This window comes from Nocardia mangyaensis (assembly GCF_001886715.1).
Taxonomy (GTDB): domain Bacteria; phylum Actinomycetota; class Actinomycetes; order Mycobacteriales; family Mycobacteriaceae; genus Nocardia; species Nocardia mangyaensis.
The window spans coordinates 5,406,724-5,431,849 of record NZ_CP018082.1 but is presented as its reverse complement, the minus strand read 5'-3'; the positions used below and the strand labels follow the sequence as shown (position 1 = coordinate 5,431,849).

Annotated in this window: 28 protein-coding genes; 16 read left to right on the top strand and 12 right to left on the bottom strand. The window is 69.1% G+C overall.

The window, feature by feature from the left end; genetic code table 11:
* Position 1: 1 nt before the first annotated feature.
* The 3 genes from BOX37_RS24705 (at position 2) to BOX37_RS24695 (ending at position 2,626) form a co-directional block, all read left to right on the top strand.
* Positions 2 to 799, top strand: coding sequence for an SDR family oxidoreductase (locus tag BOX37_RS24705; RefSeq protein WP_071929717.1), 798 nt, complete (start codon positions 2 to 4; stop codon positions 797 to 799).
* Positions 800 to 859: 60 nt separating this feature from the next.
* Positions 860 to 1,507, top strand: coding sequence for an isochorismatase family protein (locus tag BOX37_RS24700; protein ID WP_084761000.1), 648 nt, complete (start codon positions 860 to 862; stop codon positions 1,505 to 1,507).
* Positions 1,508 to 1,669: 162 nt separating this feature from the next.
* A complete protein-coding gene (locus BOX37_RS24695) occupies positions 1,670 to 2,626 on the top strand; it encodes an AMP-binding protein (RefSeq protein ID WP_167659978.1) in 957 nt (318 codons plus the stop codon).
* A 20-nt stretch (positions 2,627 to 2,646) separates the two neighbouring features.
* Here the strand turns inward: BOX37_RS24695 and BOX37_RS24690 are convergent, their stop codons facing one another.
* From BOX37_RS24690 to ybaK, 3 genes are all read right to left on the bottom strand, one after another.
* Positions 2,647 to 4,563, bottom strand: coding sequence for a hypothetical protein (locus tag BOX37_RS24690; protein WP_071929715.1), 1,917 nt, complete (start codon positions 4,561 to 4,563; stop codon positions 2,647 to 2,649).
* Between the two features lie 150 nt (positions 4,564 to 4,713).
* Positions 4,714 to 5,007, bottom strand: coding sequence for a hypothetical protein (locus BOX37_RS24685; protein ID WP_071929714.1), 294 nt, complete (start codon positions 5,005 to 5,007; stop codon positions 4,714 to 4,716).
* 98 nt (positions 5,008 to 5,105) lie between these two features.
* Positions 5,106 to 5,597 carry a Cys-tRNA(Pro) deacylase gene (gene ybaK, locus BOX37_RS24680; RefSeq protein ID WP_071929713.1) on the bottom strand — a complete coding sequence of 164 codons (492 nt, stop codon included), beginning with the start codon at positions 5,595 to 5,597 and terminating at the stop codon, positions 5,106 to 5,108.
* 197 nt (positions 5,598 to 5,794) lie between these two features.
* Between ybaK and BOX37_RS24675 the strand changes: the two genes are divergently transcribed.
* Together BOX37_RS24675 and rsrA are read left to right on the top strand one after the other, a co-directional pair.
* On the top strand, positions 5,795 to 6,484 hold the full coding sequence (locus BOX37_RS24675; protein WP_476703564.1) for a sigma-70 family RNA polymerase sigma factor: 690 nt from the start codon (positions 5,795 to 5,797) through the stop codon (positions 6,482 to 6,484).
* A complete protein-coding gene (gene rsrA / locus BOX37_RS24670; RefSeq protein WP_071929711.1) occupies positions 6,481 to 6,759 on the top strand; it encodes a mycothiol system anti-sigma-R factor in 279 nt (92 codons plus the stop codon). Before BOX37_RS24675 ends, rsrA begins: the two co-directional genes overlap by 4 nt.
* A 63-nt stretch (positions 6,760 to 6,822) precedes the next feature.
* On the opposite strand, the gene BOX37_RS36265 is transcribed toward rsrA, so the two are convergent.
* Positions 6,823 to 6,897, bottom strand: a complete 75-nt coding sequence (locus BOX37_RS36265) for a 50S ribosomal protein bL37 (protein ID WP_022597109.1) — start codon at positions 6,895 to 6,897, stop codon at positions 6,823 to 6,825.
* 149 nt (positions 6,898 to 7,046) lie between these two features.
* Between BOX37_RS36265 and BOX37_RS24665 the strand changes: the two genes are divergently transcribed.
* Entirely contained in the window at positions 7,047 to 7,262 is a 216-nt protein-coding gene (locus BOX37_RS24665) for a biotin/lipoyl-binding carrier protein (protein WP_071929710.1), read from the top strand.
* 7 nt (positions 7,263 to 7,269) lie between these two features.
* A complete protein-coding gene (locus BOX37_RS24660) occupies positions 7,270 to 8,784 on the top strand; it encodes a sensor histidine kinase (protein WP_071929709.1) in 1,515 nt (504 codons plus the stop codon).
* 104 nt (positions 8,785 to 8,888) lie between these two features.
* Here the strand turns inward: BOX37_RS24660 and BOX37_RS24655 are convergent, their stop codons facing one another.
* Both BOX37_RS24655 and BOX37_RS24650 read right to left on the bottom strand, forming a co-directional pair.
* A complete protein-coding gene (locus BOX37_RS24655; RefSeq protein ID WP_022567051.1) occupies positions 8,889 to 9,143 on the bottom strand; it encodes a WhiB family transcriptional regulator in 255 nt (84 codons plus the stop codon).
* A 251-nt stretch (positions 9,144 to 9,394) separates the two neighbouring features.
* Entirely contained in the window at positions 9,395 to 10,339 is a 945-nt protein-coding gene (locus tag BOX37_RS24650; protein ID WP_071931850.1) for a diacylglycerol/lipid kinase family protein, read from the bottom strand.
* Between the two features lie 289 nt (positions 10,340 to 10,628).
* Here BOX37_RS24650 and BOX37_RS24645 point away from each other — a divergent pair, with 289 nt between their 5' ends.
* Together BOX37_RS24645 and BOX37_RS35875 are read left to right on the top strand one after the other, a co-directional pair.
* On the top strand, positions 10,629 to 10,979 hold the full coding sequence (locus tag BOX37_RS24645) for a hypothetical protein (RefSeq protein ID WP_240505450.1): 351 nt from the start codon (positions 10,629 to 10,631) through the stop codon (positions 10,977 to 10,979).
* A 191-nt stretch (positions 10,980 to 11,170) separates the two neighbouring features.
* Positions 11,171 to 11,299: a hypothetical protein gene (locus BOX37_RS35875; protein WP_276207216.1), complete on the top strand. Its 129-nt coding sequence runs from the start codon at positions 11,171 to 11,173 to the stop codon at positions 11,297 to 11,299.
* 17 nt (positions 11,300 to 11,316) lie between these two features.
* Here the strand turns inward: BOX37_RS35875 and BOX37_RS24635 are convergent, their stop codons facing one another.
* The 3 genes from BOX37_RS24635 to BOX37_RS24625 are packed head-to-tail and all read right to left on the bottom strand — an operon-like array spanning position 11,317 to position 13,679.
* Complete coding sequence (locus BOX37_RS24635) at positions 11,317 to 11,802, bottom strand: GNAT family N-acetyltransferase (protein ID WP_071929707.1); 486 nt, start codon at positions 11,800 to 11,802, stop codon at positions 11,317 to 11,319.
* A complete protein-coding gene (locus BOX37_RS24630) occupies positions 11,799 to 12,416 on the bottom strand; it encodes an acid phosphatase (protein ID WP_071929706.1) in 618 nt (205 codons plus the stop codon). The genes BOX37_RS24635 and BOX37_RS24630 overlap by 4 nt, the downstream gene beginning before the upstream one ends.
* Before the next feature lie 27 nt (positions 12,417 to 12,443).
* Positions 12,444 to 13,679: an Rv3212 family protein gene (locus BOX37_RS24625; protein WP_071929705.1), complete on the bottom strand. Its 1,236-nt coding sequence runs from the start codon at positions 13,677 to 13,679 to the stop codon at positions 12,444 to 12,446.
* Positions 13,680 to 13,890: 211 nt separating this feature from the next.
* On the opposite strand from BOX37_RS24625, the gene BOX37_RS24620 reads away from it, so the two are divergent.
* A complete protein-coding gene (locus BOX37_RS24620) occupies positions 13,891 to 14,256 on the top strand; it encodes a hypothetical protein (protein ID WP_071929704.1) in 366 nt (121 codons plus the stop codon).
* Positions 14,257 to 14,307: 51 nt separating this feature from the next.
* On the opposite strand, the gene BOX37_RS24615 is transcribed toward BOX37_RS24620, so the two are convergent.
* Together BOX37_RS24615 and BOX37_RS24610 are read right to left on the bottom strand one after the other, a co-directional pair.
* On the bottom strand, positions 14,308 to 14,997 hold the full coding sequence (locus BOX37_RS24615; RefSeq protein WP_071929703.1) for a ferritin-like fold-containing protein: 690 nt from the start codon (positions 14,995 to 14,997) through the stop codon (positions 14,308 to 14,310).
* 28 nt (positions 14,998 to 15,025) lie between these two features.
* A complete protein-coding gene (locus tag BOX37_RS24610) occupies positions 15,026 to 16,078 on the bottom strand; it encodes an alpha/beta fold hydrolase (RefSeq protein WP_206045711.1) in 1,053 nt (350 codons plus the stop codon).
* 434 nt (positions 16,079 to 16,512) lie between these two features.
* On the opposite strand from BOX37_RS24610, the gene BOX37_RS24605 reads away from it, so the two are divergent.
* Together BOX37_RS24605 and BOX37_RS24600 are read left to right on the top strand one after the other, a co-directional pair.
* A complete protein-coding gene (locus BOX37_RS24605) occupies positions 16,513 to 18,225 on the top strand; it encodes a DEAD/DEAH box helicase (protein ID WP_071931848.1) in 1,713 nt (570 codons plus the stop codon).
* Between the two features lie 330 nt (positions 18,226 to 18,555).
* A complete protein-coding gene (locus tag BOX37_RS24600) occupies positions 18,556 to 18,783 on the top strand; it encodes a DUF3107 domain-containing protein (protein WP_071929701.1) in 228 nt (75 codons plus the stop codon).
* Positions 18,784 to 18,852: 69 nt separating this feature from the next.
* On the opposite strand, the gene BOX37_RS24595 is transcribed toward BOX37_RS24600, so the two are convergent.
* Positions 18,853 to 19,539 (bottom strand): HTH-type transcriptional activator FasR, encoded by a 687-nt coding sequence (locus BOX37_RS24595; protein ID WP_071929700.1) that lies wholly within the window; start codon positions 19,537 to 19,539, stop codon positions 18,853 to 18,855.
* A 192-nt stretch (positions 19,540 to 19,731) separates the two neighbouring features.
* Here BOX37_RS24595 and BOX37_RS24590 point away from each other — a divergent pair, with 192 nt between their 5' ends.
* From BOX37_RS24590 to BOX37_RS24575, 4 genes are all read left to right on the top strand, one after another.
* On the top strand, positions 19,732 to 20,820 hold the full coding sequence (locus tag BOX37_RS24590) for a DUF3152 domain-containing protein (RefSeq protein ID WP_084760059.1): 1,089 nt from the start codon (positions 19,732 to 19,734) through the stop codon (positions 20,818 to 20,820).
* A gap of 133 nt (positions 20,821 to 20,953) precedes the next feature.
* Positions 20,954 to 22,135: an adenylyltransferase/sulfurtransferase MoeZ gene (gene moeZ / locus BOX37_RS24585; RefSeq protein WP_071931846.1), complete on the top strand. Its 1,182-nt coding sequence runs from the start codon at positions 20,954 to 20,956 to the stop codon at positions 22,133 to 22,135.
* A gap of 111 nt (positions 22,136 to 22,246) precedes the next feature.
* Complete coding sequence (locus BOX37_RS24580; RefSeq protein WP_071929699.1) at positions 22,247 to 23,098, top strand: TIGR02569 family protein; 852 nt, start codon at positions 22,247 to 22,249, stop codon at positions 23,096 to 23,098.
* Between the two features lie 171 nt (positions 23,099 to 23,269).
* The gene (locus BOX37_RS24575; protein WP_071929698.1) at positions 23,270 to 25,123 is read left to right on the top strand and encodes an SCO2524 family protein; all 1,854 of its coding nucleotides are present in this window, start codon (positions 23,270 to 23,272) and stop codon (positions 25,121 to 25,123) included.
* Positions 25,124 to 25,126 lie beyond the last annotated feature (3 nt).

The following is a 25,126-nucleotide window of genomic DNA, read 5'->3' as shown; positions in this document are numbered from 1 at the left end:
CATGTCAGTTGTCGCGGAAGCGCACGGGCCGGTTGTGATCACCGGCGCCGCGGGCGGAATCGGGGCCGCGGTCGCCGAAGCGTTCGCGCGTCTGGGCGCACCGATCGCGCTGCTCGATCACGATCCGGCGGTGCACGAGGTGATGGCCGGGCTCGGCGTCGACGGATACGCCGGGGTGGTCGACGTCACCGATCGCGGCGCGGTCGATCGCGCCTTCGACGAAGCGATCGCCGCCGTCGGCGGGCTCGCTGTCGTCGTGCACGCGGCCGGGGTGCTGGCGACCGGACCGGTCGCCGAACTCACCGAGGCGCAATGGGATCGGTGCATCGCGGTGAACGCGACGGGCACCGTCAACGTGACCCGCCGGGCCGCGGCCGAGCTGGTGGCGGCCGGAGGTGGCTCGATCGTCGTTGTCACCTCCAACGCGGGGGCCGCCCCGCGCGCGGGGATGGCGGCCTACGGCGCGTCCAAGGCGGCGGCCGCCTCGTTCACCCGCTCGCTCGGCCTCGAGGTGGCAGGCAGCGGCGTACGGGTGAACCTCGTCTCACCCGGCTCCACCGACACCCCGATGCTGCGCGAGATGTGGTCCGCCGACGGCCCGCCCGACGGACTCGCCGCCGCCGCCCGGGCGCGGATCATCACCGGTGACCCCGACGCCTACAAGCTCGGCATCCCACTGCGGCGGGTCGCCGCCGCCGCCGACGTGGCCGCGGCGGTCGTCTTCCTCGCCTCCGACGCCGCGCGGCACATCACGCTGCACGATCTGCGCGTCGACGGCGGCGCGACGCTCGACATCTGAGGCGCGCCCGCGCTCGCTTCTCGAACATCCCGCTCTGCCGAACTCGACTTGGAGACCACTGTGGCCATTGCGCCGATCGCACCGTATTCGATTCCCGCGCCCGAGGAGGTCGCCGAGAACCGGGTGTCGTGGTCGATCGATCCGGGTCGTGCCGTTTTGCTGATCCATGATATGCAGCGCTACTTCATCAACGCCTACGAGCGCGACCAGGAGCCGATCTCCTCGGCGCTGGCCAATATCGCGCGCATCCGCCGAATGTGCACCGAGGCGGGCATTCCGGTCGTCTACACGATGCAGCCCGGCGATCAGCACCCGTCCCGGCGTGGCATCCTCGCCGACTTCTGGGGCACCGGCCTGACCACGGGCGTCGACACCGAGGTGGTGCCCGAACTGGCGCCGCAGCCCTCCGACATCCAGGTGACCAAATGGCGCTACTCCGCCTTCCAGCGCACCGACCTGCGCGAGCTGCTCAGCCATTACAACCGCGACCAGCTCATCGTCACCGGCGTCTACGCGCACATGGGCGTGCTGCTCAGCGCCGCCGAGGCGTTCATGAACGACATACGCCCGTTCGTCGTGCTCGACGCCACCGCCGACTTCAGCCGCGAGGAACACCTCATGGCGATGGACTACGCGGCTCGCCGGTGTGGCGTGGTGACCACCTCCGACGCGCTCGAGCTGGCATTGCGCGAGGTGCGCGTCGCCTGAGACGATGCACCCGTGCGGTCTTCCCATCGCTGACGAGGCGACAGTGGGTGTGACTTACCACACAGGGTGACTTGAAAGTTAGGTTTGCCTTTCCTTTGTGACAGTATGGCCGAAGGCGGAACTCGTTCCGTGGGCTCGGCGGTTGTCGGAAGGTGTGCGGGCATGTCAGGTGTAGCTCTGTGTGTGGAGTCGACCGCGGTGGCATACGCCGATCGGGCAGCCGTGCTCGACGGCGATTGCCTGCACGATTACACGACGCTGTGGGAAGCGGTCGGGCTCCTCGCGGCCGACCTCGCCGCCGCCGGAGTGCGGCCCGGACAGCGCGCCGCGATCTATATCGGCTCGGGGTACGAATCGCTGCTGGTGATGCTCGCGGTCGAACACCTCGGCGCCGTCGCGGTGCCGCTGGACATCTTCGAACCGGTCGAACACGCCGTGCGCACCGTCTTGGCCACCCGGGTCGATCACCTGATCGGCCACATCGGTGACGGTCACCTCGTCGACGAACTCGCCGATGATCCCGCCACCTCCGGTGCCACCGCGGTGACGGTCGCCGACGACTACACCCTGATCCGCCTGTGGCGTCCCCGCCAGGCCCCGTCGACCGGGCCCGGTGGATTCGCCTTCTGCCTGTCCGGCGCCGCCGCCGCGCTCACCGTCGGCAGCGCGGGACTGGCCGCCGGCGCCGGTGAACTGCGCGCCGAACTCGCGATCACCGCCGAGGACGTTGTCGCGGTGACCGCGCCGCTCACCACTCGCGCCGCCGTCGTCGCCGTGCTCGCGGCCGTCCAGGCGGGCGCCTGCCTGTCGCTGCGCCGCTACCCGGGCAGTGACCCGGCCCAGGTCGCCGAACAACTCGGCGACGACGAAGCCTCGGTGCTGGTGTGCACGGCAGCTGGTCTGGCCGAACTGCGCGCGGCCGGATCGCACGCACTGCACACGGTGCGGGTCCTGGTGCTGCCCTCGGCAGGTGACCCGGCCGCACCGACGATGCCTGCTGTGGTCCTGCCCGAGGCCCCGCACAGCCGCACCCGGCTCGGCGTCACCGCTTTTCGCGGCAGTCGGCCCGCCCGCTCGGCGCGCCGGTCACAGGTGTGCTCGTGCCGGCACCAGGACTGATCGAGCCGCTGCGCGAGCGCTCAGTCGCGCTCGGCGGTGAGCAGCTCGGCGAGCGCGTCCTCCTTGCGGGCGCGCAGTGTCGTGGCGATGGTCGCGATCTCGGCGTCGGCCGGTAGCCACAGCGCCTCGGCCAGCGCGGGCGCCAGCTCGGCGTCGCCGAGTTCGGCGGCGCGGCTGTGGCCGGTCGCGGCCAGCACCCGGCGCAGCGCGCCACCCCGCACGGTCGGGGCGACAGGGACCACGTCGAACTGCGGACGCTCGGTCGCCTCGGGCGCGAACTCGAGGAAGACCTCGTCACCCGGGGTGAGCCCGAGGTGGTCGATGAATCGCTTGATGGTGCCCGAGCGCGCCTGCACCGCCACCCACAGAATCGACTGCGGGCCCAGCCTGCTGCTCAACTCGACCGACCGATTGGGGCCCGCCCCGACGAGTCCGGCCAGCGCCGCGGGCAGGTTGAACGCCGAACCCTTCACGTGCGGGGCCACGATCGTGGTGCGCAACCGCAGCACCGGGCCCTCGCGATAGAGATTGCGGGTCTTGGCCGGCGATTTCCGGGCGCGCTGGGTCTGGTGGCGGCGGGTCACGATCCCGTCGATCGTCATGTACTCGCCCGAGGCCGCGTAGGTGCGGACGCTGAACTCCTTGACGTCGAACGCGCCGGTGAGCCGTGCGACCAGCTCCTCGACCGGGATGCGACCGCCGCTGGCGTCGAGCGCCTCGCCGATCTGCCGATGGATCGGCACATAGCGCGAGGTGCCCCAGCGGGCCAGCGCCCAGTGCGCGCGATCGGTCTTGACGAACCGGTCGTCGGAGACCATCGCGTTGCGCACGCTCGACAGCGAGCGGGCCGGGACCACCGCGGCGTGGATGTCATCGATCGTCATCGGCGAACCAGCGAGGGCGAGCACGGCGGCGATGTTGTCGTGTACCGAGGTCGAGCGGACCAGCACGTGCCCGTCGAGCACGCGGTAGCCCGCGTACTGCAGCCAGGTCGCGGCCTCGGCCTCGGGGATGTCGAGTTCGGCGGCGATCGTGGGGATCGAGACCAGGCCCTCGTCGCTGGCCAGCGCGGTCAGCGTGGCGCGCACGCGGCCGCGGGCCGAGTCCATCGTCTCGGCGACCACCCAGCCGTCGACCACGTCGAAGCGGGTGTCCAGGTGCGCGAGCGCGAACCACAGCGTGATGCCCGTATCGCCCAGCGGCGCACCGAGTTCGGGGACGGCGGCGACCAGCCGATCGAGTACCGCGACCGGCTTCGCCGCGGCGGCCAGCCGATCGGCGGCGGCACGCAGGTACCGCGAGGAATGGAAGGCCGCGTGCACGCGATCGCGCAACCGGTTGTCGAGCTGGTTCACCCGCTCACGCGAGATGCCGAGTGCCGTACCGCATTCGGCCAGGGTGGTCCGGCTGTCGGTGAGAATGCGCGCGGTCAGCAGGAAGCGGTCGCGCTCGCCCAGTTCGCCGTAGAGCCGGTCGAATTCGGCCAATGCGGGCGCGTTCGCCGGCACGGTCTCGATGCTGCGCTGGATCAGCGCCGTGACGATCTCGGTGATCGACGCGGGTCCGACGCCGCGCAGGTCCGCGAGCCGGGCCACGGTGAACTCGGCCAGCTCGGTGACGCCCGCGGCGCGCAGGGCCGCGTCGGTGCGGTCCCCGAGGTCGAGGTCGGTGGTGCGGTCGGGGGCGTATGGGAAGGCCGTGGCCAGCGGGAGCTCGCGATGATCGTGGACGAACACCGTGGCCAACCTGCGGTACACCTCGTCGAGGTGCTCGGGGGGGACCGACTCGCCAGCGGCGGTCGTCATCCACGCGCTGGCGAGCAGGTCACCCTCGCCGAGCAGTGGTGGGCCGGACCGATGTTCGCCGAGCCAGGGCAGGGCATCGAGCCAGGACAGTCGTGTCGAACCGCCGAGGGAATAGCGGGACAGCCCACTCACCAACCTCTCCTGCTGCCAATACTGTGTTGACGTTCACAAAGTATAGGCTTGACTGCGCTCACAGCAGGACCGGCGACCCACGGTTCCTGGCGCGGAACCCGAGGGTACCCGCGCGGCGTCGGTCGCTCCACCCGAATCGGCGGTGTCAGGTCACAGTGGGCAGGTGACCGTCTTGGTCGCGATGCTCAGGCCGCACTTGAGCACATTGCCGCCCAGATCGACGAGCTCGGTGGCCAATCCGCCGCCGAACTTCTCGGCCCGCTCGGCCCGCTCGTCGGTTTTCGGCTCGGTGCCACGGCCGGGGGCGTTCTCGTCGAACGGGAACTCCGATCCGCCCGGCACGGCGGTCGCGACGGCGGTGGAGAGCACGGCCGGACCGGCGGTCACGGCCAGCACCGTGGCCACGGCGGCGACAACGGTACGCAGACGGGGGCGTGCGGACATCTCGCATTACATCCTCGGGTCGAATGGGGTCGTTCCGGGCGCGGAATGCGTCCCACGGCATTCGGAGCGAGGCGAGTGACGGATGGGGCGGGTGGTGCTCAGCTGGTGATCGGCGCGGTGACCGCGCCCGTGGCCCGGACCAGCTCTGCCGGGGCCAACTCGATCTCGAGGCCGCGCTTGCCCGCACTGCACAGCACCCGATCCCAGTCCAGTGCCGAGGCATCGATCACGGTCGGCAAGGTCTTGCGCTGTCCGAGCGGTGACACCCCGCCGAGCACATAGCCGGTCGTGCGTTCGGCCTTGGTCTTGTCGGCCATGTTCGCCTTCGGCGCACCGAGCGCGGCCGCGGCGGCCTTGAGCGACAGCTTCGCCGGAACCGGCAGCACCGCGACCGCCAGTGTCCCCGTGGACAGTTCGATCACCAGCGTCTTGAAGATCTGCTCGGCCCGCACTCCGAGCTCGGCACCGAGCGCGTCGACGGCCTCCTCGCCGAAGGACTGCGCACGCGGGTCGTGGGCGTAGGCGTGCACCCGATGCGCGATTCCCGCACCGGTCAGGACTTTGATCGCGGGAGTGGACGCGGCAACCATGGCGTCACCTTAACGGCGCCCCGGTCCCTGACGGCAACGAGTTTTCGGCGCCAGCCGGGAACACCCGCGCGGGGGTCTCTGTTGCACACGAAGGACAAGCCCGCCCCCTTCGGCGCCCCCGCCGCACAACGTCAGGAGAGACAGTGGCATTGCTGCTCGATGAGCGTCCCGTCGCGGCTCGGGGTGCGCGATTGCCGATCGATTCCGTCGTGCCGGTAGATTCGGCTACGACGGCGATCGAAGGGATTGGTGTGACGAGCGACGATGACGTGGTGCCTACAAAGGCGTCCGGCTCGGAAGTCGACGAAGCCGAGCTGGCGGCACGGTTCGAGCGCGACGCGCTCCCGATGCTCGACCAGCTCTATGGCGCCGCCCTGCGGATGACCAGGAACCCGGCCGATGCCGAGGACTTGGTGCAGGAGACCTATGTCAAGGCGTTCCAGGGGTTCAAGTCCTTCAAAGAGGGCACCAACCTGCGTGCCTGGCTCTACCGGATCCTCACCAACACCTACATCAACTCCTACCGCAAGAAGCAGCGTCAGCCCGCCCAGTACCCGACCGAGGAGATCAGCGACTGGCAGTTGGCCGCCACCGCCGAGCACACCTCGACCGGTCTGCGCTCGGCCGAGGTGGAGGCCCTCGACGCCCTGCCCGACGACGAGATCAAGTCCGCGCTGCAGCAGCTGCCGGAGGAATTCCGGATGGCGGTGTACTACGCCGATGTCGAGGGTTTCCCGTACAAGGAGATCGCCGACATCATGGGCACCCCGATCGGTACCGTGATGTCCCGGCTGCACCGGGGCCGCAAGCAACTCAAAGGTTTGCTCGCCGACGTGGCGCGCGAACGTGGATTCGACCGTGGGGAACGCCAGGAGGTTATCAAGTGAGCGACCCCGATCTGGAGATGGACTGCACCGCTGTACTCGCGGATGTGTGGCTCATGCTCGACGGCGAATGCGATCAGGCCACCCGCGAGCGGCTGCAGCAACACATGGACCACTGCAGTCCCTGCATCGAGGCCTACGGGATCGAGGAGAAGCTCAAGGGCCTGCTCAGCCGCAAATGTGGTGGTGAGCACGCGCCCGAGGGCCTGCGTGAGCGGCTGAAGCTCGAGATCCACCGGACCATCACGGTCACCAGGATCGAGACGACCGAGGGCTGAGGCGCCCGGACAGCAGAGAAGGGGCACCCGAACGGGTGCCCCTTCTCACGTTCCGAGCCTGGCTCAGGCGTTGGGCCGCTTGCCGTGATTGGCTGCGTTGCCCTTGCGGCTGCGCTTCTTACGTCCACGCTTACCCATTCGGTAGCTCCCTTCTCTGGGTCCTCCCCGCCGGAGCGCGGAGCACAATCTGATCGACAGTCATTGTTTCACGTGTGGTTGGCTGTAGCTTCGGCGGATACGGCCACCGCGCCCGCGCGCGTGGCCCAACGACTAACGAACGGGGTGTCATGCCTGAAGAAGTGCGCGCGGAGATGGTTTCGACCGTGCTCGCTGTCGAGGTCGCGGTGGGTCAGCACGTGCGGGTCGACCAGACCCTGGTGCTGCTCGAGTCGATGAAGATGGAGATCCCGGTGCTCACCGAGATCGAAGGCGACATCACCTCGATCGACGTGACGCCGGGTCAGGTTCTGCAGGCGGGCGACCTGATCGCCACCATCGCGTAAGACGCACGTGGCGACACTGAGCGAGTTACTCGCCGAACACACCGACCTTCCCGGCACCGCCGTGGACCACCTGCAACGGGTGGTGGGCGATTGGCAGTTGCTCGCCGACCTCTCCTTCTCGGATCTGCTGCTGTGGGTGGGCGCGGGCCCGGTCGCCAACGGCGCCGACGTGGTCTGCGTCGCCCAGATCCGCCCGACGACCGCACCCACCGTGCACCTCGACGACAAGGTGGGCACGACCGCCTCGCGCACGGACTTCCCGCAGGTCTTCGACGCCCTGCTCACCGGAAACACCGTGCGCACCGACACCGAGGTCGAGGTGAGCGCCGTCTACCACCCGAGCCCGGTGCACGCGGTGCGCGAGGCCATTCCGGTGCGCTGCGGGGACGACGTGATCGCGGTGCTCAGCCGCGACTCCGATCTGGCGCGCTCGCGGGTGCGCAGCACCCTGGAGACGGCCTACGTCGCCTGCGCCGACGACCTGTGCCAGATGATCGCCGACGGCAGTTTCCCCACCCCCGAGGACCGGGCGGCGACCCATTCCAGCCCGCGCGCGGGCGACGGTTTCATCCGGCTCGACACCGAAGGTCTGGTCGTCTACGCGAGTCCGAACGCCCTGTCGGCCTATCACCGGATGGGCATGCAGGCCGATCTGGTCGGCCAGGACCTAGCGGTGACCACTCGCTCACTGATCACCGATCCGTTCGACGCCCAGGAAGTGGTGGCCGACATCCAGGCCGCGCTCGCCGGGCGCACCGGCCGTCGCATGGAGGTCGAGGCGCGCGGGGCGACCGTGCTGCTGCGCACCCTGGTGATGCGGCCGGGCGGCGAACTGGCCGGACCCGCGGTGCTGGTGCGTGACGTCACCGAGGTGAAGCGGCGCGACCGCGCGCTGCTGAGCAAGGACGCGACGATCCGCGAGATCCACCACCGGGTGAAGAACAATCTGCAGACCGTCGCGGCACTGCTGCGCCTGCAGGCGCGGCGCACCGAGAATCCGGAAGCCCAAGTGGCGCTGACCGAATCGGTGCGCCGGGTCACCTCCATCGCCTCGGTGCACGAGATGCTGTCGATGTCGGTGGACGAAGAGGTCGATCTCGACGAGGTCGTCGACCGGTTGCTGCCGATCATGGCCGACGTGGCGACGGTACACACCGCGCGGATCACGGTCCGCCGGGCCGGATCGCTCGGGGTGTTCTCCGCCGAGCGGGCGACTCCGCTGGTGATGGTGCTGACCGAACTGGTGCAGAACGCGATCGAGCACGCCTTCGACGCGGGCCAGAACGGTACCGTGACGATTCGCTCGGAACGCTCGGCCCGCTGGCTCGACGTGATCATCAGCGACGACGGCCGCGGTCTGCCCGCCGGCTTCAGTCTGGAGGGCTCCGACCGGCTGGGCCTGCAGATCGTGCGGACGCTGGTGACCTCCGAACTCGGCGGTTCGATCGGCTTGCATCCCGGCGCCGATGTGGGTACCGACGCGGTGCTGCGGGTACCGCTCGGGCGGCGCGCGAGTCGCTGAATTCCCCCGGAGAAAACAACAAACCCGGCACCGTGAGGTGCCGGGTTTTTACTTCATGCGTTACCGGGCCGGGGCTGATGGCCCGGCAACGCCACTCCGTCGAACTAGACGGAGGTACGCGTGCGGGTGCGCGCGTTACGCCGCTTGAGCGCGCGACGCTCGTCTTCGCTCATTCCACCCCACACACCGGCATCCTGTCCGGACTTCAGGGCCCACGACAGGCAATCGGCAGTGACGGGGCAGCGGGCGCAGACCAGCTTGGCATCGGCAATCTGCGCGAGCGCAGGACCACTGTTACCCACCGGGAAGAACAGTTCGGGGTCCTCATCGCGACAGATGGCCTTGTGGCGCCAGTCCATTCCTCTGCTCCTTTGCGCGGGCACCCCAAAGGGCGCCTCTGGTTAGTGGATCGTTCACTTGTGCGACTCGAATGTTTCCGCACGGTTGCTTGTGAATGCTTTCACGAACACCGTAGATGTCAATAGGTGTCCGGCGCACCGTGGGGAAGCTCACGCTGTAGAGGGCCCCACAGGGGGACCTGCCCGGTCCTTTGTACTCGCGTCTCCTGGTTTTCGCAGCGCAACCGGGAGATTTTCTGCGTGTTCGGCGCTCAGGAAGGCTTGGGGGCTACCACATCGAGGACCCGGGGCACTGATGTGAAATGCACCATCTTGCGTTTTCCGATGAAGTCGCCATCGATTTGCAGGCCGATCTCGGAGTCGGTCTCGATCCGCACCGAAGGCACGTCGTCGGCGCGAAAGAGCGCACCTGACTTGGGGTTTCCATTCTCGGCCAGCAACTGGCGGGCAAGCAGCAGCGTGCGCGTCACGCTCATCGACCGCACCGCGAACACCCCGAGTCCGGTTTCGAAGGTTGTCGTGGGATTGGTGCGAATCGGGCGGTCCTCGAGATAGGTCCACGGACTCGAATTCGTGACGAAGGCGTAATACACCTGCTCGACCGGATCGTGTCCGGCAACCTCGACCGTGGCACTCGGTTCCCGTCGTCTGGCGCGAAAGAACTGGCGCACCGTGGTCCGCAGATAGCGCGCGGGCGTGGCTTTGCGGCCCTTTGCCCGGGCGGCGTCGATCGCCTCGCAGACATCGGCGTCGAGACCGACTCCCGCCGAGAAGGTGAACCATCGATCGTCGGCGAGGCCGAGCCCGATCCGGCGATCGGCGTCGCGGCCGAGCAGATCGATGAGCTGATTGGTCGCGGTCACCGGATCGGGGGAGATGCCGAGCGCGCGGGCGAACACATTGGCCGAGCCACCGGGGATGATCCCCAGCCGCGGCCGCCACACCTGGCCGTCGTCCACCTGCGGCAGCGGCAGGAAACCGTTGATGGTCTCGTTGACCGTCCCATCGCCGCCGTGCACGACGATCAGGTCCATTTCCTGCGTGGACGCCCACTGGGCCAGTTCGGCCGCATGCCCGCGATGCTGGGTGTGCGCAACGGTCAGCTGCGTTCGGCTCTCCAGCGCGTGCGCGAGCAGATCCCGGGTCGCCGGGGTGGTCGAAGTGGCATTGGGATTGACGATGAGCAGCGTCCGCACTGTGCCCATCTTGCCGCGCCTGCGGCACGGCGTGTTCGCGGCCCCTGTGGGGCCCGCCGGTCAGGCACCGCGGCTTGCTCCTTCGTCGCCTACGCCGCGGCACCTGACCGGCGGGCCGGGCCGCGAACGCCCCTCCCTAGGGGTCGGGGGTGCGGGGCCGGGGTCGTAGGCTGGGCGGGTGACTGAGCACGACGTGACCGATGGAGACCAGCAGGGCAGCGGCGACCAGGTGCCGACCGGCATTCCGACGACGGTGCGGGTGGCCGGTGGACTGGTCGCGCTGGAGGGGATGGCCGGGGTGGTCACCGCGATCGTGTTGATCGTGCGGGCGATGAACGGCCACGACCAGTCGATGGCCAGCGGCGTCGGCACGGCGATCTGGTTCGCGGTGCTCTTCGGTGGCGTGCTCGCGGCCGGGATCGCGCTGTTCACCGGCAGGCGGTGGGGCCGTGCCGTCGCGGTCATCGCCCAGGTGCTGTTGCTGCCGGTGGTGTGGTCGCTGCTCACCGACTCCCATCAGCCGCTGTTCGGCAGCCTGCTGGGGATCGTGGTGGTTGGCGCGATCGTCGCGCTGTTCGCGCCCGCGTCGAGCCGGTGGATGGCCCAGGACTACGGCGAGCTGCCCGAGGAACCTCGGTAGTCAGGCCGTCGCCGCGCGCAATGCCGCGCGGCACAGCCGATCGGCCCTGCGGGTGGTCTCGGGCTGCCGGAATCCCGTGGTGAGCACCCCGATATGAATGTCGAAATCCCGTGTGCGACGGCTGTTTCGATGGTTTCCAGGGTGTTCATATCGACAATTACCGCAGCGGTCGCGACTGTGCCGTCCTCGGCATGGGCCGAATCAATTCCGGCGGCGGTGCGGTATTGCGGCGGCGCCGGGTTTTCGGCGCGCACCAGTGGCCGCAGTGCGTCCTGCAACGCGACGGCTTCGGCGGGCGTACCCGGCCACTGGTGCGGTGATGCGATATGCATATGACTCAGCTCCCGGAGCCGGCGAGTGCGGCCAGTTCGGCACCCGAGAGCCGATAACCGATCCACTCGTCCTGCGGTGCGGCACCGAGTGATTCGTAGAAGGCGATCGACGGGGTGTTCCAGGTGAGCACCGACCACGACACCCTGCTGTAGCCGCGCTCGACCGCCTCGGCGGCCAGCGCTGCGATCAGGGCGCGTCCGAGGCCGCTGCCGCGGGTCTCCGGCCGCACATACAGGTCCTCCAGATGGATGCCGTGCACGCCGTCCCAGGTGGAGTAGTTCAGAAACCAGATCGCACAGCCCACCACGACGCCGTCGCGCTCGGCGACGTGTGCGAACAGCGCTGGGGCCGGACCGAACAGCGCCGCGTGCAGTTGCGGGTCGGTGAGGGTGCACTCGGCGGGCGCCTTCTCGTACTCGGCCAGATCGTGGACGAGCCCGACCATCGCGGTCACATCGGCGGGAACGGCGCGGCGCACGACCGCGCTCATCGGGCGGCTCCTTCGGTCGGTTCGGTGCGGACGGTCAGGTTGTGGGCCCAGATGGTGTGCGCGTCGTGGTCGAAGCCGAGCACGCTGACCGCGCCGGTCGACATCGCGAACCGGCGGCCCTCGCGCACCCCGAACTCCGCCCAGCGCGCGATCAGCACCCGCGAGAAGTGCCCGTGGCCGACGAGCACCACATCGCGCTCGGGCAGCACCGGTTCGACCCGGCCCAGCACCCGATCGGCCCGAGCGCCCACCTGCTCGGCCGTCTCGCCGCCGGGCACCGGTGCGGTCCACACCGTCCAGCCGGGGACCGACTCGCGGATCTGGGCGGTGGTGATGCCCTCGTAGTCGCCGTAGTCCCATTCGACCAGGTCCTCGTCGACCTCGGCGTGCGGCAACCCGGCCAGCTCCGCGGTCGTGCGCGCCCGCAATCGCGGGCTGGTGAACACGAGCGGATCGCGCAGCTCGAGCGAGGTCAGGACCAGCCCGGCGGCGGTGGCCTGCGCCTCGCCGAGCTCGGTCAGTGGCAGGTCGGTGTGGCTGGTGTGCCGTCGCTGACTGGACCAGGTGGTTTCCCCGTGGCGCAGCAGGACCAGTCGGGCGTCGGGTGCGGACATGTCTCCATCATGGCAGGCGCCGCGCGCTCAGCCGAGCGCGTACAACTGTCCGCCGCGCCGTTCGAACACCGTGTCGCCGAGGACGGCGGTGGAGATGACCTCGCCCTGATAGCCACTGCGCTGGACCGGGATCCGGGCGACGGTACTGCCGTCGGAGGTGTCGAGCGCGAGCTGTCCTTCGGCGACCGGGACGAGCAGCCGGCCCGCCATCACCGCCGGGGTGCCGAGGACATCGGGCACGGTCCACGCCGGTTGCAAGGTGTTCGGGCTCAAGGCGATCAGGCTGTCGCCGGTGAAGATGTAGGCCGCCGTGCCGATTCGGGTGACGGTGGCGCGCTCGCTCCACGGCGCGTCCAGTGGGTGCGTCGCGATCTCGTTGCCGGTGCCGTCGTGCACGGCGATCCGGGCGGGTAGCCCGGGGCCCGTCGCGGTGGGTTCGGTGGGTGGGTAGTAGACCGCGGTCTTGTTCTCCGACACCGCGACCACGCGCAGCTCCGGGGAATCGGCGCCGGGCGCGGTGAGCACGCGGGAGCCGTGTTCCTCGGGGTGGGTCGCTTCCTTCGGTGCCGGATTCAGCACGGTCAGCCGGTCGGTGGTGTCGCCGGGGCAGCGTTCGAGCACGGACAGGCGCGCGGAGCTCGAGGCGGCCGAGCGCAGCGCGCAGCCCGAGCGCGGCTGGGTGTTCGGGTTCACCGGGGCGTCGACATAGCCGTACTCCAGGGTGCGCACCAGATCCGAGCGCCACATCTCCAGCCGGTCGGGGCCGAGCGCCAGCAGGTACGTGCCATCGCCGGTGAGGCGGATGGCGTCGTCCATGTAGCTGCTGCGCGCGACGCGCCGCTCGCCGGTGTCGGCTTCGAGCATGGTGGTCTGGCTGCACCCGCGCTGATCGCGATAGGTGGCGATGACGGTGCCGAACTGCGATTCCACCCCGCACAGCGGCATGTCGCGGTGATACCACCAGCGCTGCTCACCGGTGGCCGGATCCCGTCCGCTCACGGTCCCGTCGTTCCCGGTCACCGCTACATTGCCGGAGGTGAGGGCCCGCCCGCTCGACCCGTCGGGCGCATGCCACAGTTCCCGCAGCTCGGCGGGCAGCTGGGTGGCCGCGGTGACGGTCGGGGCGGGGGAGTCGGCGGTGACCGACTCGGTCCCGGTCGCGTCGGCGCGCGCCCACACCACGACCGCGGCCACCACGAGGGCGACGGCGATCGTCACCGCGGCGAAGATGTCGGCGCGCGTCCGCCGCTCCGGTGCAAGCACGACTGGCAGTGTAATCGGAGCGTTGAGTGGTGGCCCGGCGCGCTTGACCCCGGCGCTTCATCGAACGTTCACGAATTACTCGATTGTCCCGCGTTACAAAGTCTTTCATGCTGTAATCCGTACAGGTCGGATGACCATTATGTTCGTCCGGCTGTTTCTGCTACAGCAGGTCCGTGCCGCAGGGTGGCGGGCCGATCAAGGGGTTGATCTCATGACCACACGTAGGTTCGGATATGCCGTCGCGCTCACCGCGGGAATCGCCATGACGCTCGCCGTCGGAGCACCGGCCTCCGCCGCGCCAGGGCTGGCCGCGGGCAGCGCCTCCGCCGCGGCGGGCAGCGCCGAGCTGGGCGCGGGCAGCGCCTCGACGGGCGCTCTGCTCGGCGCACTCGGTTCCGGTAGCTCGGCCGCGAGCTACTTCGCGGGCCTGGCCTTTCCTGGCGTCGGGAGCTTGTTGAGCGTGCTCGGCACCGGCAGCAGCATCGCGGGCTCGACGGCCAAGTACTCCGGGAGCGCGGCGGGCTCGGCCGCCGACGCGGCCGGTGACGCCGCCTCGGGCAGCGCCGACGAAAACTGAGTAACCGGGCGCGACCGTGCCGTGTGCGGCGCGGTCGCGCCCGGCCATGGTCTAGAGCCCGAGTTCGGCCATCCGGGCGGCGTGGCGCTCCTGCATCCGGTCGAACAGTGTGGCGATGCCGTTGAGATCGCCGGTCGCGGCCAGCACCAGCTCTGCGAGCTCGTCGCGCTGGGCCATCACGTACTGGGCCTGGGTGATCGCCTCGCCGAGCAGCCTGCGTCCCCACAGAGTGAGGCGGTCGCGCTCGGAGCGGCTGGCCGCCACCGCGCTGCGCACCTCGTCGACCACGAACTGCGAGTGGCCGGTCTCGGCGAGCACCTCGCGCACCACCTCGGCGACCTCGGCGGGCAGCACGCCGACGATCTCGGAGTAGAAGTCGGCGGCCAGGCCGTCACCGACGTAGAACTTCACCATCGACTCGAGCCAGGTCGAGGGGTCGGTGGAGGCGTGGTAGGAGTCGAGCGCGCCCTGATACTGCGCCATCGACGCCTCGGCGTCGGCGCCGCGCGCGGCCAGTGCCGCCTCCAGCGTCTCGAAGTGCGCCAGCTCCGCCGCGGCCATCTTGGCCACCGCCACCCGACCGCGCAGTGAGGGCGCCAGCTTGGCTTCCTCGGCGAGCCGATAGAACGCGGACACCTCGCCATAGGCGATGACCGCGAACAGTTCGGTCACCCCCGGGTGATCGGCGGCGAGTGGCTCGCCCGTGACAACATCCGGCACGGCAGAGGTCTGTGCTCCCATGTTCGCCAACCTTAGTCCTGATCGGCGATCAATCGCGTTCGGCCAGGAACTTGTCGAGGTAGGTCCAGGTGGTGTCGCGGGCGTCGGGGCCGGCGAGGATGCCGAGGTGGCTGCCGGGGGCGATCTCGTAGGTGACCGAGGGGGAGCCGGTCAGGGTGCGCAGACCGGCCTCGACGGCGGACTTCGGGGTGATCACGTCGGCGGTGCCGCCGACCAGCAGGACCGGCACGCGCACGTCGGCGAGTTCGATCGTGCGGTCGCGTAGTTCGATCTTGCCCTTGCCGATGTCGTTGGCGAGCATGAACCGGCCCCAGAGCTGGCCGTAGAAGCGGCCGGGGTAGCCGGGCATGGCGGCCTGGAATCGGTCGATCGATTCCATTTTGGCCAGCGTGTCGGTCTTGGCCAGATTGGTCGCGACGAACAGCGGTCGCGCCAGTTCGCGGTCGATGGCGGCGAGGCGGTAGGCGATCCGGGTCAGCGAGGCGGGGATGCCGCCTGCGGCTCGCACGGCCGTGGTCATCGCCAGACCGCCGGTCAGCCCGGCGACCGCGCGTAACTGCGGGATGCCGATCATCTTGTCGTAGTCCAGCGGCGGGCCGACGCCGGTCACCGAGCGGATCGGTAGTTCGGGATTCGCGGCCGCGGTGAGCAGGGCGAACACCCCACCGATCGACCAGCCGACCAGGTCGACGGGTGCGCCGCCACGATCGGCGCTGGCCCGCAGGATCGCCTCGGGCAGGATGTCGGTGACCCAGTCCTCGAAACCCATGCGACGGTCCGCGAACGACATCTCGCCGTAGTCGACCAGATACGGCGCACGACCCGACCGCACCAGGTGCCGCGCCAGGCTCTGGTCGGGCCGCAGGTCGAAACAGGTGGCGGGCGCGGCCAGCGGCGGTACCAGAAGCACAGCGGAATCCGTTGTGGCAGAGGATATTTCGGTATGGTAGCGACGCAGCAGGCGGTGCGGCTCGTCCCACAGCACGGTCGAGGGCGTCGGGTCGACGGGCTCGATACCGGCGCCGAAGCTCAGCGCCCACGCGTTGCGCGCGGCAGTGGTGACGGTCTCGGTGATGCTCACGTCATGAATGTCTCACACCCGGTACCGCCGGTACCAAGTGAGCTCGATTACATCGGCGGACACGCGCGGAATCCGGCATCCTCGAATTGCGCTGCGACACACCATCGGTGCGGGTGGCGACCCTGATCAGACCTGATTTCGGGCAGCGTGACGCCGCGCGGAAATTCGGTTTGCGCACATTATCACGCTACAATCACCGTGGACAACGCTAGTTTCGTCGCCCCGGTACCCCGGTGGACGCGACAATCCACCGGTGCGCAGCGCGGGCGGACGGCGGCGTTGACCAGGAAAATGTGCGCGCACCGAATCCGCATCACCGATGTGCCGCGCCGATGACGCACTCCGCGATCGGCGAGGGCCCGGTGGGTATCACAGGCGGATATGTGGTCGTCGCGGGCCGACCGGCCCGCCCCACCTCGTGCGTGCGAGATGCAATGACGAGGAAGGCACGAACCCTGAGCAAGATCACTGTCGAACAGGAACCCGGCTTGACCGACAACCTCCTGACGGCCGAACTGGACACCACCCACATCCCGCCGAGTTTCGCCGAATTGGGCGTGCGCCCCGAAATCGTGCGCGCGCTCGGCGAGATCGGGATCGAACGCACCTTCGCGATTCAGGAACTGACCCTGCCGCTGGCCCTGGCCGGTGACGATCTCATCGGCCAGGCCCGCACCGGCATGGGTAAGACCTTCGGTTTCGGCGTCCCGCTGCTGCACCGCATCGCCACCGCCGACACCGGAACCACCCCGCTCGACGGCACCCCGCGCGCCCTGGTCATCGTGCCGACGCGCGAGCTGTGCATCCAGGTCAGCAAGGACCTGGAGAACGCGAGCAAGTACCTGACCAACCACCAGGGTTCGCTGAAGGTCTGCGCCATCTACGGTGGCCGCCCCTACGACACCCAGATCGCCGCCCTGCGCGACGGTGTCGACGTGGTCGTCGGTACCCCGGGCCGACTACTGGATCTGGCCAACCAGAACCACCTCATCCTGGGCAAGATCGGCGTGCTGGTCCTCGACGAGGCCGACGAGATGCTCGACCTGGGCTTCCTGCCCGACATCGAGCGCATCCTGTCGATGGTCCCCGCCGCACGCCAGACCATGCTGTTCTCGGCGACCATGCCCGGCCCGATCATCACCCTGGCCCGCACCTTCCTGACCAAGCCGACGCACATCCGCGCCGAGCTGGCCAACGATTCCGCGGTGCACGACCGCACCGAGCAGTTCGTCTACCGCGCGCACGCGATGGACAAGGCCGAACTGGTCGCGCGGGTGCTGCAGGCCGAGTCGCGGGGCGCGACGATGATCTTCACCCGCACCAAGCGCACCGCGCAGAAGGTGGCCGACGATCTCGCCGAGCGCGGTTTCAATGTCGGTGCCGTGCACGGTGACCTCAACCAGGTCGCTCGTGAGAAGGCGCTGACCAAGTTCCGCAAGGGTGGGATCGACGTGCTCGTCGCCACCGATGTCGCCGCGCGCGGTATCGACATCGACGACGTCACCCACGTCATCAACTACCAGTGCCCCGAGGACGAGAAGACCTACGTGCACCGGATCGGCCGCACCGGCCGCGCAGGCCGCACCGGCGTCGCGATCACCCTCATCGACTGGGACGAGTTGCACCGCTGGGAGTCGATCAACAAGGCGCTCGGCCTGAACATGGCCGACCCCGCCGAGACCTACTCCAGCTCCCCGCACCTGTACGCCGAACTCGGCATCCCCGAGGGCGTCACGGGCGTGATCCGCAAGGCCACGCCCGCCCGTGCGGACGGCGACGTGGTCGAGGAGCGCACCGAGCGACCCAAGTCGACCCGCAGCCGTCGTCGCACCCGCGGCGGCAAGGCCGACCAGCCCGCCGAGAACGGCAGCACGCCTACCGAGGCGATCAGCGACGCCGACCAGGCCGAAGGCACCGAGGGCGACAAGCCCGCCCGCCGCCGTCGTCGCCGCCGCCGCTCCGGCGAGGCGGGCGAGGCGAACACCGAGTCGAACGACTCCGGCACCGAGACCGCCGCCGACCAGGCCCCGGCCGACACCGCTGACGCCGGCGATACTTCGGCCGAAGCCAAGCCCGCCCGGCGCAGGCGCCGTCGTAAGCCCGCCGAGGCCACGGCGAATGACGCAGCGGTCACCGTAGACGCTTAGGCGAGGCTCGAAACTCCAACGCTGAACGTGCACCAACGCCCCAACCGGTCCTGATCAACGACCGCCTTCCGGCGAAAGTGCAGGTTCAGCGTTGTGTGTCTCCGGGGTGTTCTGTATCCGGCACGTGGTCTGAGCGCCGCGTGGCAGAGCTGACTTCGTGTGGCTCGACCGTTCAGGAAGTCATCCGCAGTCGCGCATGTTCGCGCGAGATCAGTCGTCACGGTGGACGGCATTGTTCGCTCAGGGCGCAGCTGGGCGCGGGGACGGTGGCGTTCACGCTGCACTAACCTGAAGGCGACAACACAGGACTCTTACGTTCGGAGGTTGGCCGTGGAGGTCAAGATCGGTATTTCGGATAGCCCGCGCGAGCTCGTCATCAACAGCGCGCAGAGCCCTGACGAGATCGAGGCGCTGGTGTCCGATGCGCTGAGTGGCCAGAGCGGTGTCGTCTCGCTCACCGACGAGAAGGGCCGCAAGTTCCTGATCCAGGCCGCCAAGGTCGCCTACGTGGAGATCGGTTCCCCGGCGACCGGCCGTGTCGGCTTCGCCACGGTGTAGAACCAACAGCGTGGAATAACAGCAACGGCCCGTCATCGCAGGCGATGACGGGCCGTTGTCGTGACGGGGTCAGCGATCCTGCCGACCGAAGGTACCGGGTGCGGCGGACAGCGGCACGTGCTTCAGGCCGCCCCAGGCGAGGGCGACTGTGGTGTCCACGGCCTCGTCCTTCGGGATCGGGCGGTCGGCCTCGAGCCAGTAGCGGGCGGTGAACTGGCTCGCGCCCACCAGTCCGACGGCCAGGATGCGGGCCCGGTAGGGGTCGAGGCCGGAGTCGTGGGCGACCAGATCGAAGACCGCGTCGACACACGCCTCGGTGGCCTGCTCGACCCGGCGCTGCACCTGCGGTTCGCTGGTGAGGTCGGATTCGAAGACCAGGCGAAAGCCTTGCATCTCGTTGTCGACGAAGTCGAAGTAGGCGGCGACGGCGGCGCGCACGCGCTGCTTGTTGTCGGTGGTGGAACGCAGCGCCTGGCGCACGCTCGAGACCAGGATGTCGACGTAGTTCTGCAGCACCGCCAGATACAGTTCCAGCTTGCTCGCGAAGTGTTGGTAGAGCACCGGCTTGCTGACCCCGGCGACCTGCGAGATCTCGTCCATCCCGGCAGCGTGGTACCCGCGCTGCACGAACACCTCGCTGGCGGCCAGCAGCAGCTGCTGACGGCGCTCGTCCCGGGGCAGCCGGGTGCCGCGCTTGGCCGGGACCGTCTCCGGCACCGATCGGCGCGAGGTCATGCGGTCCACGAGGTCAGTCATCTCTGCTCTCTTTGTCGTTTCCCGGTCCGTGGGTGTGCGGTCCGGGTATCACACGAACGATACTCGCACGGTGTTCCGTGGGAGTTTCCCCCTGGAAATGTAGTACCAGTACCCAGAGTTCGCCGGGCCGTAACCGCTGGATCCGCCCCGGCCGCCCGAACCTCCGGCCGCCCACTGTGAGAATCTGGTGGGGTGACCGACCGCCCGGAACCCTCGTCCGGCGGCGGGCGCGATGTCGCTCGCCCCACGCAACTCACCGAGTCCGGTTCCGCGACTCCGGCGCCAGAGGGATCGGGACTACAGGTCTACGACCCCCCGGGGCTGTATCAGCCCGCCGACCGATCCCGCCAGCCGCTGCGGGCCCGCTGGAACCCCACCGACGCCGACAACGGCAGGCCGCGCAGCCCGCAGCGGGATGCCAAGAAGCAGAGTGCGATCGGCCGGTTCGTCTCCACGTATGGCTGGCGGGCGTACGCGTTGCCGGTGTTGCTCGCCGTCACGGTGCTGGTGATCGCCGATGCGGTGCGTACCGGGCCGGTCACCACGCAGCTCGAACCGACCTTCGGCGCGCACAGCCCCGAGGTGGCCAAGACCGGGATCATCGGCGCTCCGCCCGGGGACGGGAAGTTCCCCGCGGATCTGCCGTTGGGCGCGCTGCCGGAGGGCGGTGAGTTCGTCGAGCGGGCGGCGGGCACCTGGCATGTCGTGCCGGGCACGACCCCGCAGGTCGGGCAGGGCGCCGAACGGGTCTTCCGCTACACCGTCGAGGTGGAGGACGGTATCGACACCTCGCCGTTCGGCGGTGACGTCGCGGTGGCCACGATGGTGGACACCACGCTGGCCAACCCGAAGAGCTGGACTCACGACGCCAAGTTCGCCTTCCAGCGCGTCGATGCCGGCGTCCCCGACTTCCGGATCTCGCTCACCTCACGCGACAGCACTCGCGCGTCGTGCGGATTCGAGATCCCGATCGATTCCTCGTGCTACAACGCCAGCCTCGGCCGGGTGGTGCTCTCGGAGGTGCGGTGGGTGCGCGGCGCACTCGCCTTCGACGGTGATATCGGCTCCTACCGGCAGTACCTGATCAATCACGAGGTCGGCCACGCGATCGGCTATCACGGCCACCAGCCGTGTGAGACCGATGGTGGCCTCGCGCCGATCATGATGCAGCAGACCTTCGGTACCAAGAACAACGACATCGCCGTGCTCGACCCGCACGGCGTGGTGCCCGCCGACGGCAAGACCTGCCGCTTCAACCCCTGGCCCTACCCCCGCGGATAGTGGCCTCGCCCATGCGGGACCATGGGAGGGAAGAACAGCGCGGCGGGCTCTGTTGCACTTGCAGTACGGCTACCGGTGTGCTTCCAGGCCGCAAACCCGCGGCGCCAGCCGCCAGAACACAGGAGTTGTGGACGTGTCTTTCAACGGGTCCTTGCCGCCGCTGGTCGAACCGGCCGCGGAACTGACCAAGGACGAGGTCGCCCGCTACAGCAGGCACCTGATCATCCCCGATCTGGGCGTCGACGGTCAGAAACGGTTGAAGAACGCCAAGGTGCTCGTGATCGGCGCCGGTGGCCTCGGCTCGCCCGCGCTGGTGTACCTGGCCGCCGCCGGGGTGGGCACGCTCGGCATCGTCGAGTTCGACGAGGTCGACGCCTCGAACCTGCAGCGCCAGATCATCCACGGCGAATCCGACATCGGCCGTCCCAAGGCCGACAGCGCTCGTGATTCCATCCTGGAGATCAACTCCGGGATCACTGTCAACCTGCACAAGATCCGGCTCGAACCCGACAACGCGGTCGAGTTGTTCGCCGACTACGACCTGATCGTCGACGGCACCGACAACTTCGCCACCCGCTACCTGGTCAACGATGCCGCCGTCCTCGCGGGCAAGCCCTATGTGTGGGGCTCGATCTACCGCTTCGAGGGCCAGGTGTCGGTGTTCTGGGAGGACGCTCCCGACGGGCGCGGCATCAACTACCGCGACCTGTACCCGGAGGCCCCGCCGCCGGGCATGGTTCCCTCCTGCGCCGAGGGTGGCGTGCTGGGCGTGCTGTGCGCCTCGATCGGTTCGGTGATGGTGACCGAGGCGATCAAGCTGATCACTGGCATCGGCGAGACGCTGCTGGGCCGCCTGATGGTCTACGACGCACTGGACATGAACTACCGCACCATCAAACTGCGCCGTGATCCGGAACGGCAGCCGATCACCGAACTGATCGACTACGAGGCGTTCTGCGGCGTGGTCTCCGAGGAAGGTGCCGCGGCCGCGGCCGGATCGACGATCACCGCCGCCGAGCTCAAGGACCTGCTCGACGCGGACAAGATCGAGCTGATCGACGTGCGCGAGCCGGTCGAGTGGGACATCGTGCACATCGAGGGCGCGACCCTGATCCCCAAGGACCGCATTCTCTCCGGTGAGGCGCTCTCGGAGCTGTCGCAGCACAAGCCGATCGTGCTGCACTGCAAGACCGGTATCCGTTCGGCCGAGGCGCTGGCCGCGCTCAAGCGGGCCGGCTTCGCCGACGCGACCCATCTGCAGGGTGGTGTGGTGGCCTGGGCCAAGCAGGTCGATCCCTCGCTGCCGGTCTACTGATCCGGTAGCCACACGGTAGCGACCACGCCGCTGATTGCGGTGTGGTCGCAAAGTGCGATGTGCCAGCGTGCCTTCGGTCGACCGTCGCCGGTCCGGGGTTACGGTACGGCCGTGACCTCAGTCGAACCTCCCGAGCATGTGCGAGCCACATTCGGACTTCGCGAAGTGACACCGGTTTCCCTCGGTGACTGGGACGGGGGCTGGCGGCTGGGTGACGTGGTGCTGAGCCCGGTCGCCGACCACGCGCGGGCCGCCTGGTCGGCGAAGGTACGCGAGACCCTCGCGGTGGACGGGTTGCGGGTGGCCCGGCCGGTCAGGGCCACCGATGGCCGGTATGTGGTCTCCGGCTGGCGCGCCGACACCTACGTCGACGGCGCGCCGGAGCCGCGCCACGACGAGGTGGTCTCGGTCTCGCTGCGATTACACCAGGCGACAGCGCAATTGGAGCGTCCCCGGTTCCTGGTCCAGCCGCCGGTCGCGCCGTGGGTGGATGTGGACGTGTTCGTCGCCGCCGATCGCGCGGCCTGGGAGTCGGTGCCGCTGCGTAGTCTGCGCGCTGGTGGCGTGCCGATCGCCGCCACGCCCGACGGGCAGCGCAGCCTCGAGCTGATCGGGCAGCTCTCGACCTTGCGCAAGCCGATCCGCAGCCCCGACCAGCTCGTGCACGGCGACCTGTTCGGCACCGTGCTGTTCGCCGGTGCGCACACTCCCGGCCTCACCGACATCACGCCCTACTGGCGTCCGGCCGTGTGGGCCGCGGGCGTGGTCGTGGTCGACGCGCTGGCCTGGGGCGGGGGCGATGACGGCCTGCTCGACCGCTGGTCCACCCTGCCCGAATGGCCGCAGATGCTGCTGCGCGCCTTGATGTTCCGCCTGGCCGTGCACGCGCTGCACCCGCGCTCGACGCCGGAGGCCTTCCCCGGCCTGGCGCGCACCGCCGACATGGTCCGTTTGGCGCTGTAAGCGGCAATTGCGCCGATCGTGACCGTTGGGTCGGATGTGGTTTCAAATCCATTGAGACTCAACCTTTCTCGAGGTCTGTCGTGCTATCTTCAGCAGGCATCGCCGCCATGTGTCCTGCGCTGGACCGGGGGACCCAGCGCGGCTCGTCACGAGCGGTGAGGACGGCTGCGGGTGAGAATCCAGCCCAGACAACAGATCCTGGACATTTGGAGCGCCATGCTCTCGGCCTGCTACCGGGACGAGAAGTGGCACTGGGACGGTGTGCTCGCCGCCAACTCGATCAGCGACTCCGAACAGCTGCTGTGCCTGCTGTACCCGGCGACCGAGATCGAGAGCTTCGCGCTGGATCGCCCCGAGTCGATGTCGGACGACGTCTGGGCCGTGCTGGAGGCCTTTGGCGGTCAGGCCAAGATCGGGATCACCGTGCTGGGTCTGCTCGAGGAATACCTCGAGCGCAATACCGACCCCGACGGTCTGCCCCGCTTCGACGCCGGGAGTTACCTGCGCGCCAGCGGTGATCGGGAACCGTCCCCGGCCCAGCACCACCTGGAGGTGGTCGACGGCTACTCGATGTCGGTGACGCTGTGCATCGCCGCGCTGGGCTTCGCCCGCGTGTTCGACCGCTGGGCGCGCACCGAGCGACGCAAGGACATCAGCACCCGTATCACCACGCTGAACGAGCGGATGAGCGCCCGGCTGACCGCCGCGATGACCGGCCTGGTGCGCAGTTTCGTGGTCAACACCATGTCGCCGCGCTCGCCCTCGGGGGAGGTTCTGGTCGGCATGCTCAACCAGTCCGGCCAGCCCGACAAAGTGGTCGCCGAATCGGTGGCCCGCAGCCTCGAACGGGTCCGCGCGCGCCTGCGCAACGACGTGACACTGGGCCGGACCACCGAGGCCGAACTCGATGACGAGGACCTGCTGTTCGAGTGTGGCTGGAGCTGGGGCGTGGTCGCGGGCTCCGACGCGGTCGACTTCGTGCCGCCCGAGATCGGCGCCGGCGTCGGCTACGCCGATCCACGCCCGTACCTGTACTTCACCATCATCGCCCTCGACGGCATCAACGACGTGCTCTCCCAGCGCACCAGGGAACTCGACCTGCTCGACGACACCCAGTACCGGCTGGCCGAAGCACTGCGCATCCGCTGGGACATCACCCAGCGCTACTGGGCCACGGTCGCGCGCTTCGGCACCGAGACCTGGCCGCTGGAGGACATTCCCTGGCGCACCTCCGACGGCGAGGAGTCGGACTACTTCAGTCTGCTGGTCTCCGCGGTGCTCATCCAGGAACTGGTGGCGCGCACCGCCTCCGACGACGACCTGACCCGCGCGATCGGCATCTTCGACGAACTGGCCCGGCGCGGCCGCATCGTGCGCAGACCGACCCGGGACGATCCGGCCGTCGCGCTGCACCACCCGGGCGTCCGGATGAGCCTGCGCGGCAGCGAGAACGTCGACGGCGGCGGCCCGCGCCTGGACTGGATCGCCTCCGACTTCGCCACGGTGCTGCTCAAGCGCAGTCTGCAGGCCGCGCGGCTGTCCGGCAACATCACCGCGCGCGACCGGCTGATGGAGCTGGCCAAGGAGGTGATGGACCATCTGGACCGACGGGTCATCACCGAGGGCGACGCGGCGGGCCTGTGGGATGTGCCGGGCGCGGTGTTCGGCGGTTCGACCACCGACGAGCAGCGACCGTCGTGGTACATGACCGAACGTGTCATCGAGTGTCTGGTGACCGCCGACCGCACCTACCGCGAGGTGCCGCTGCGCTCACCGGCCATGGTCGTGCGCGCGGTGGAGCTGCTCAACGAGGCCGAGCACCTGCTCAATCAGGAGATGCTCAATGTCAGCATCTCCGACACCTCGGCCAATCGGATCGCCCTCGACGGCGTCGAACAGCAGCTGGCCAGGGCGCGGCAGGTGGTGAATGTCCAGCCGGGCACCGCGTTCACCCTCGCCTCGGCCGCGCTGATCGAATTGGATCGGCTCGCCTACGCCCGTCTCGACGCGACAAGGAGCACCTGAGCA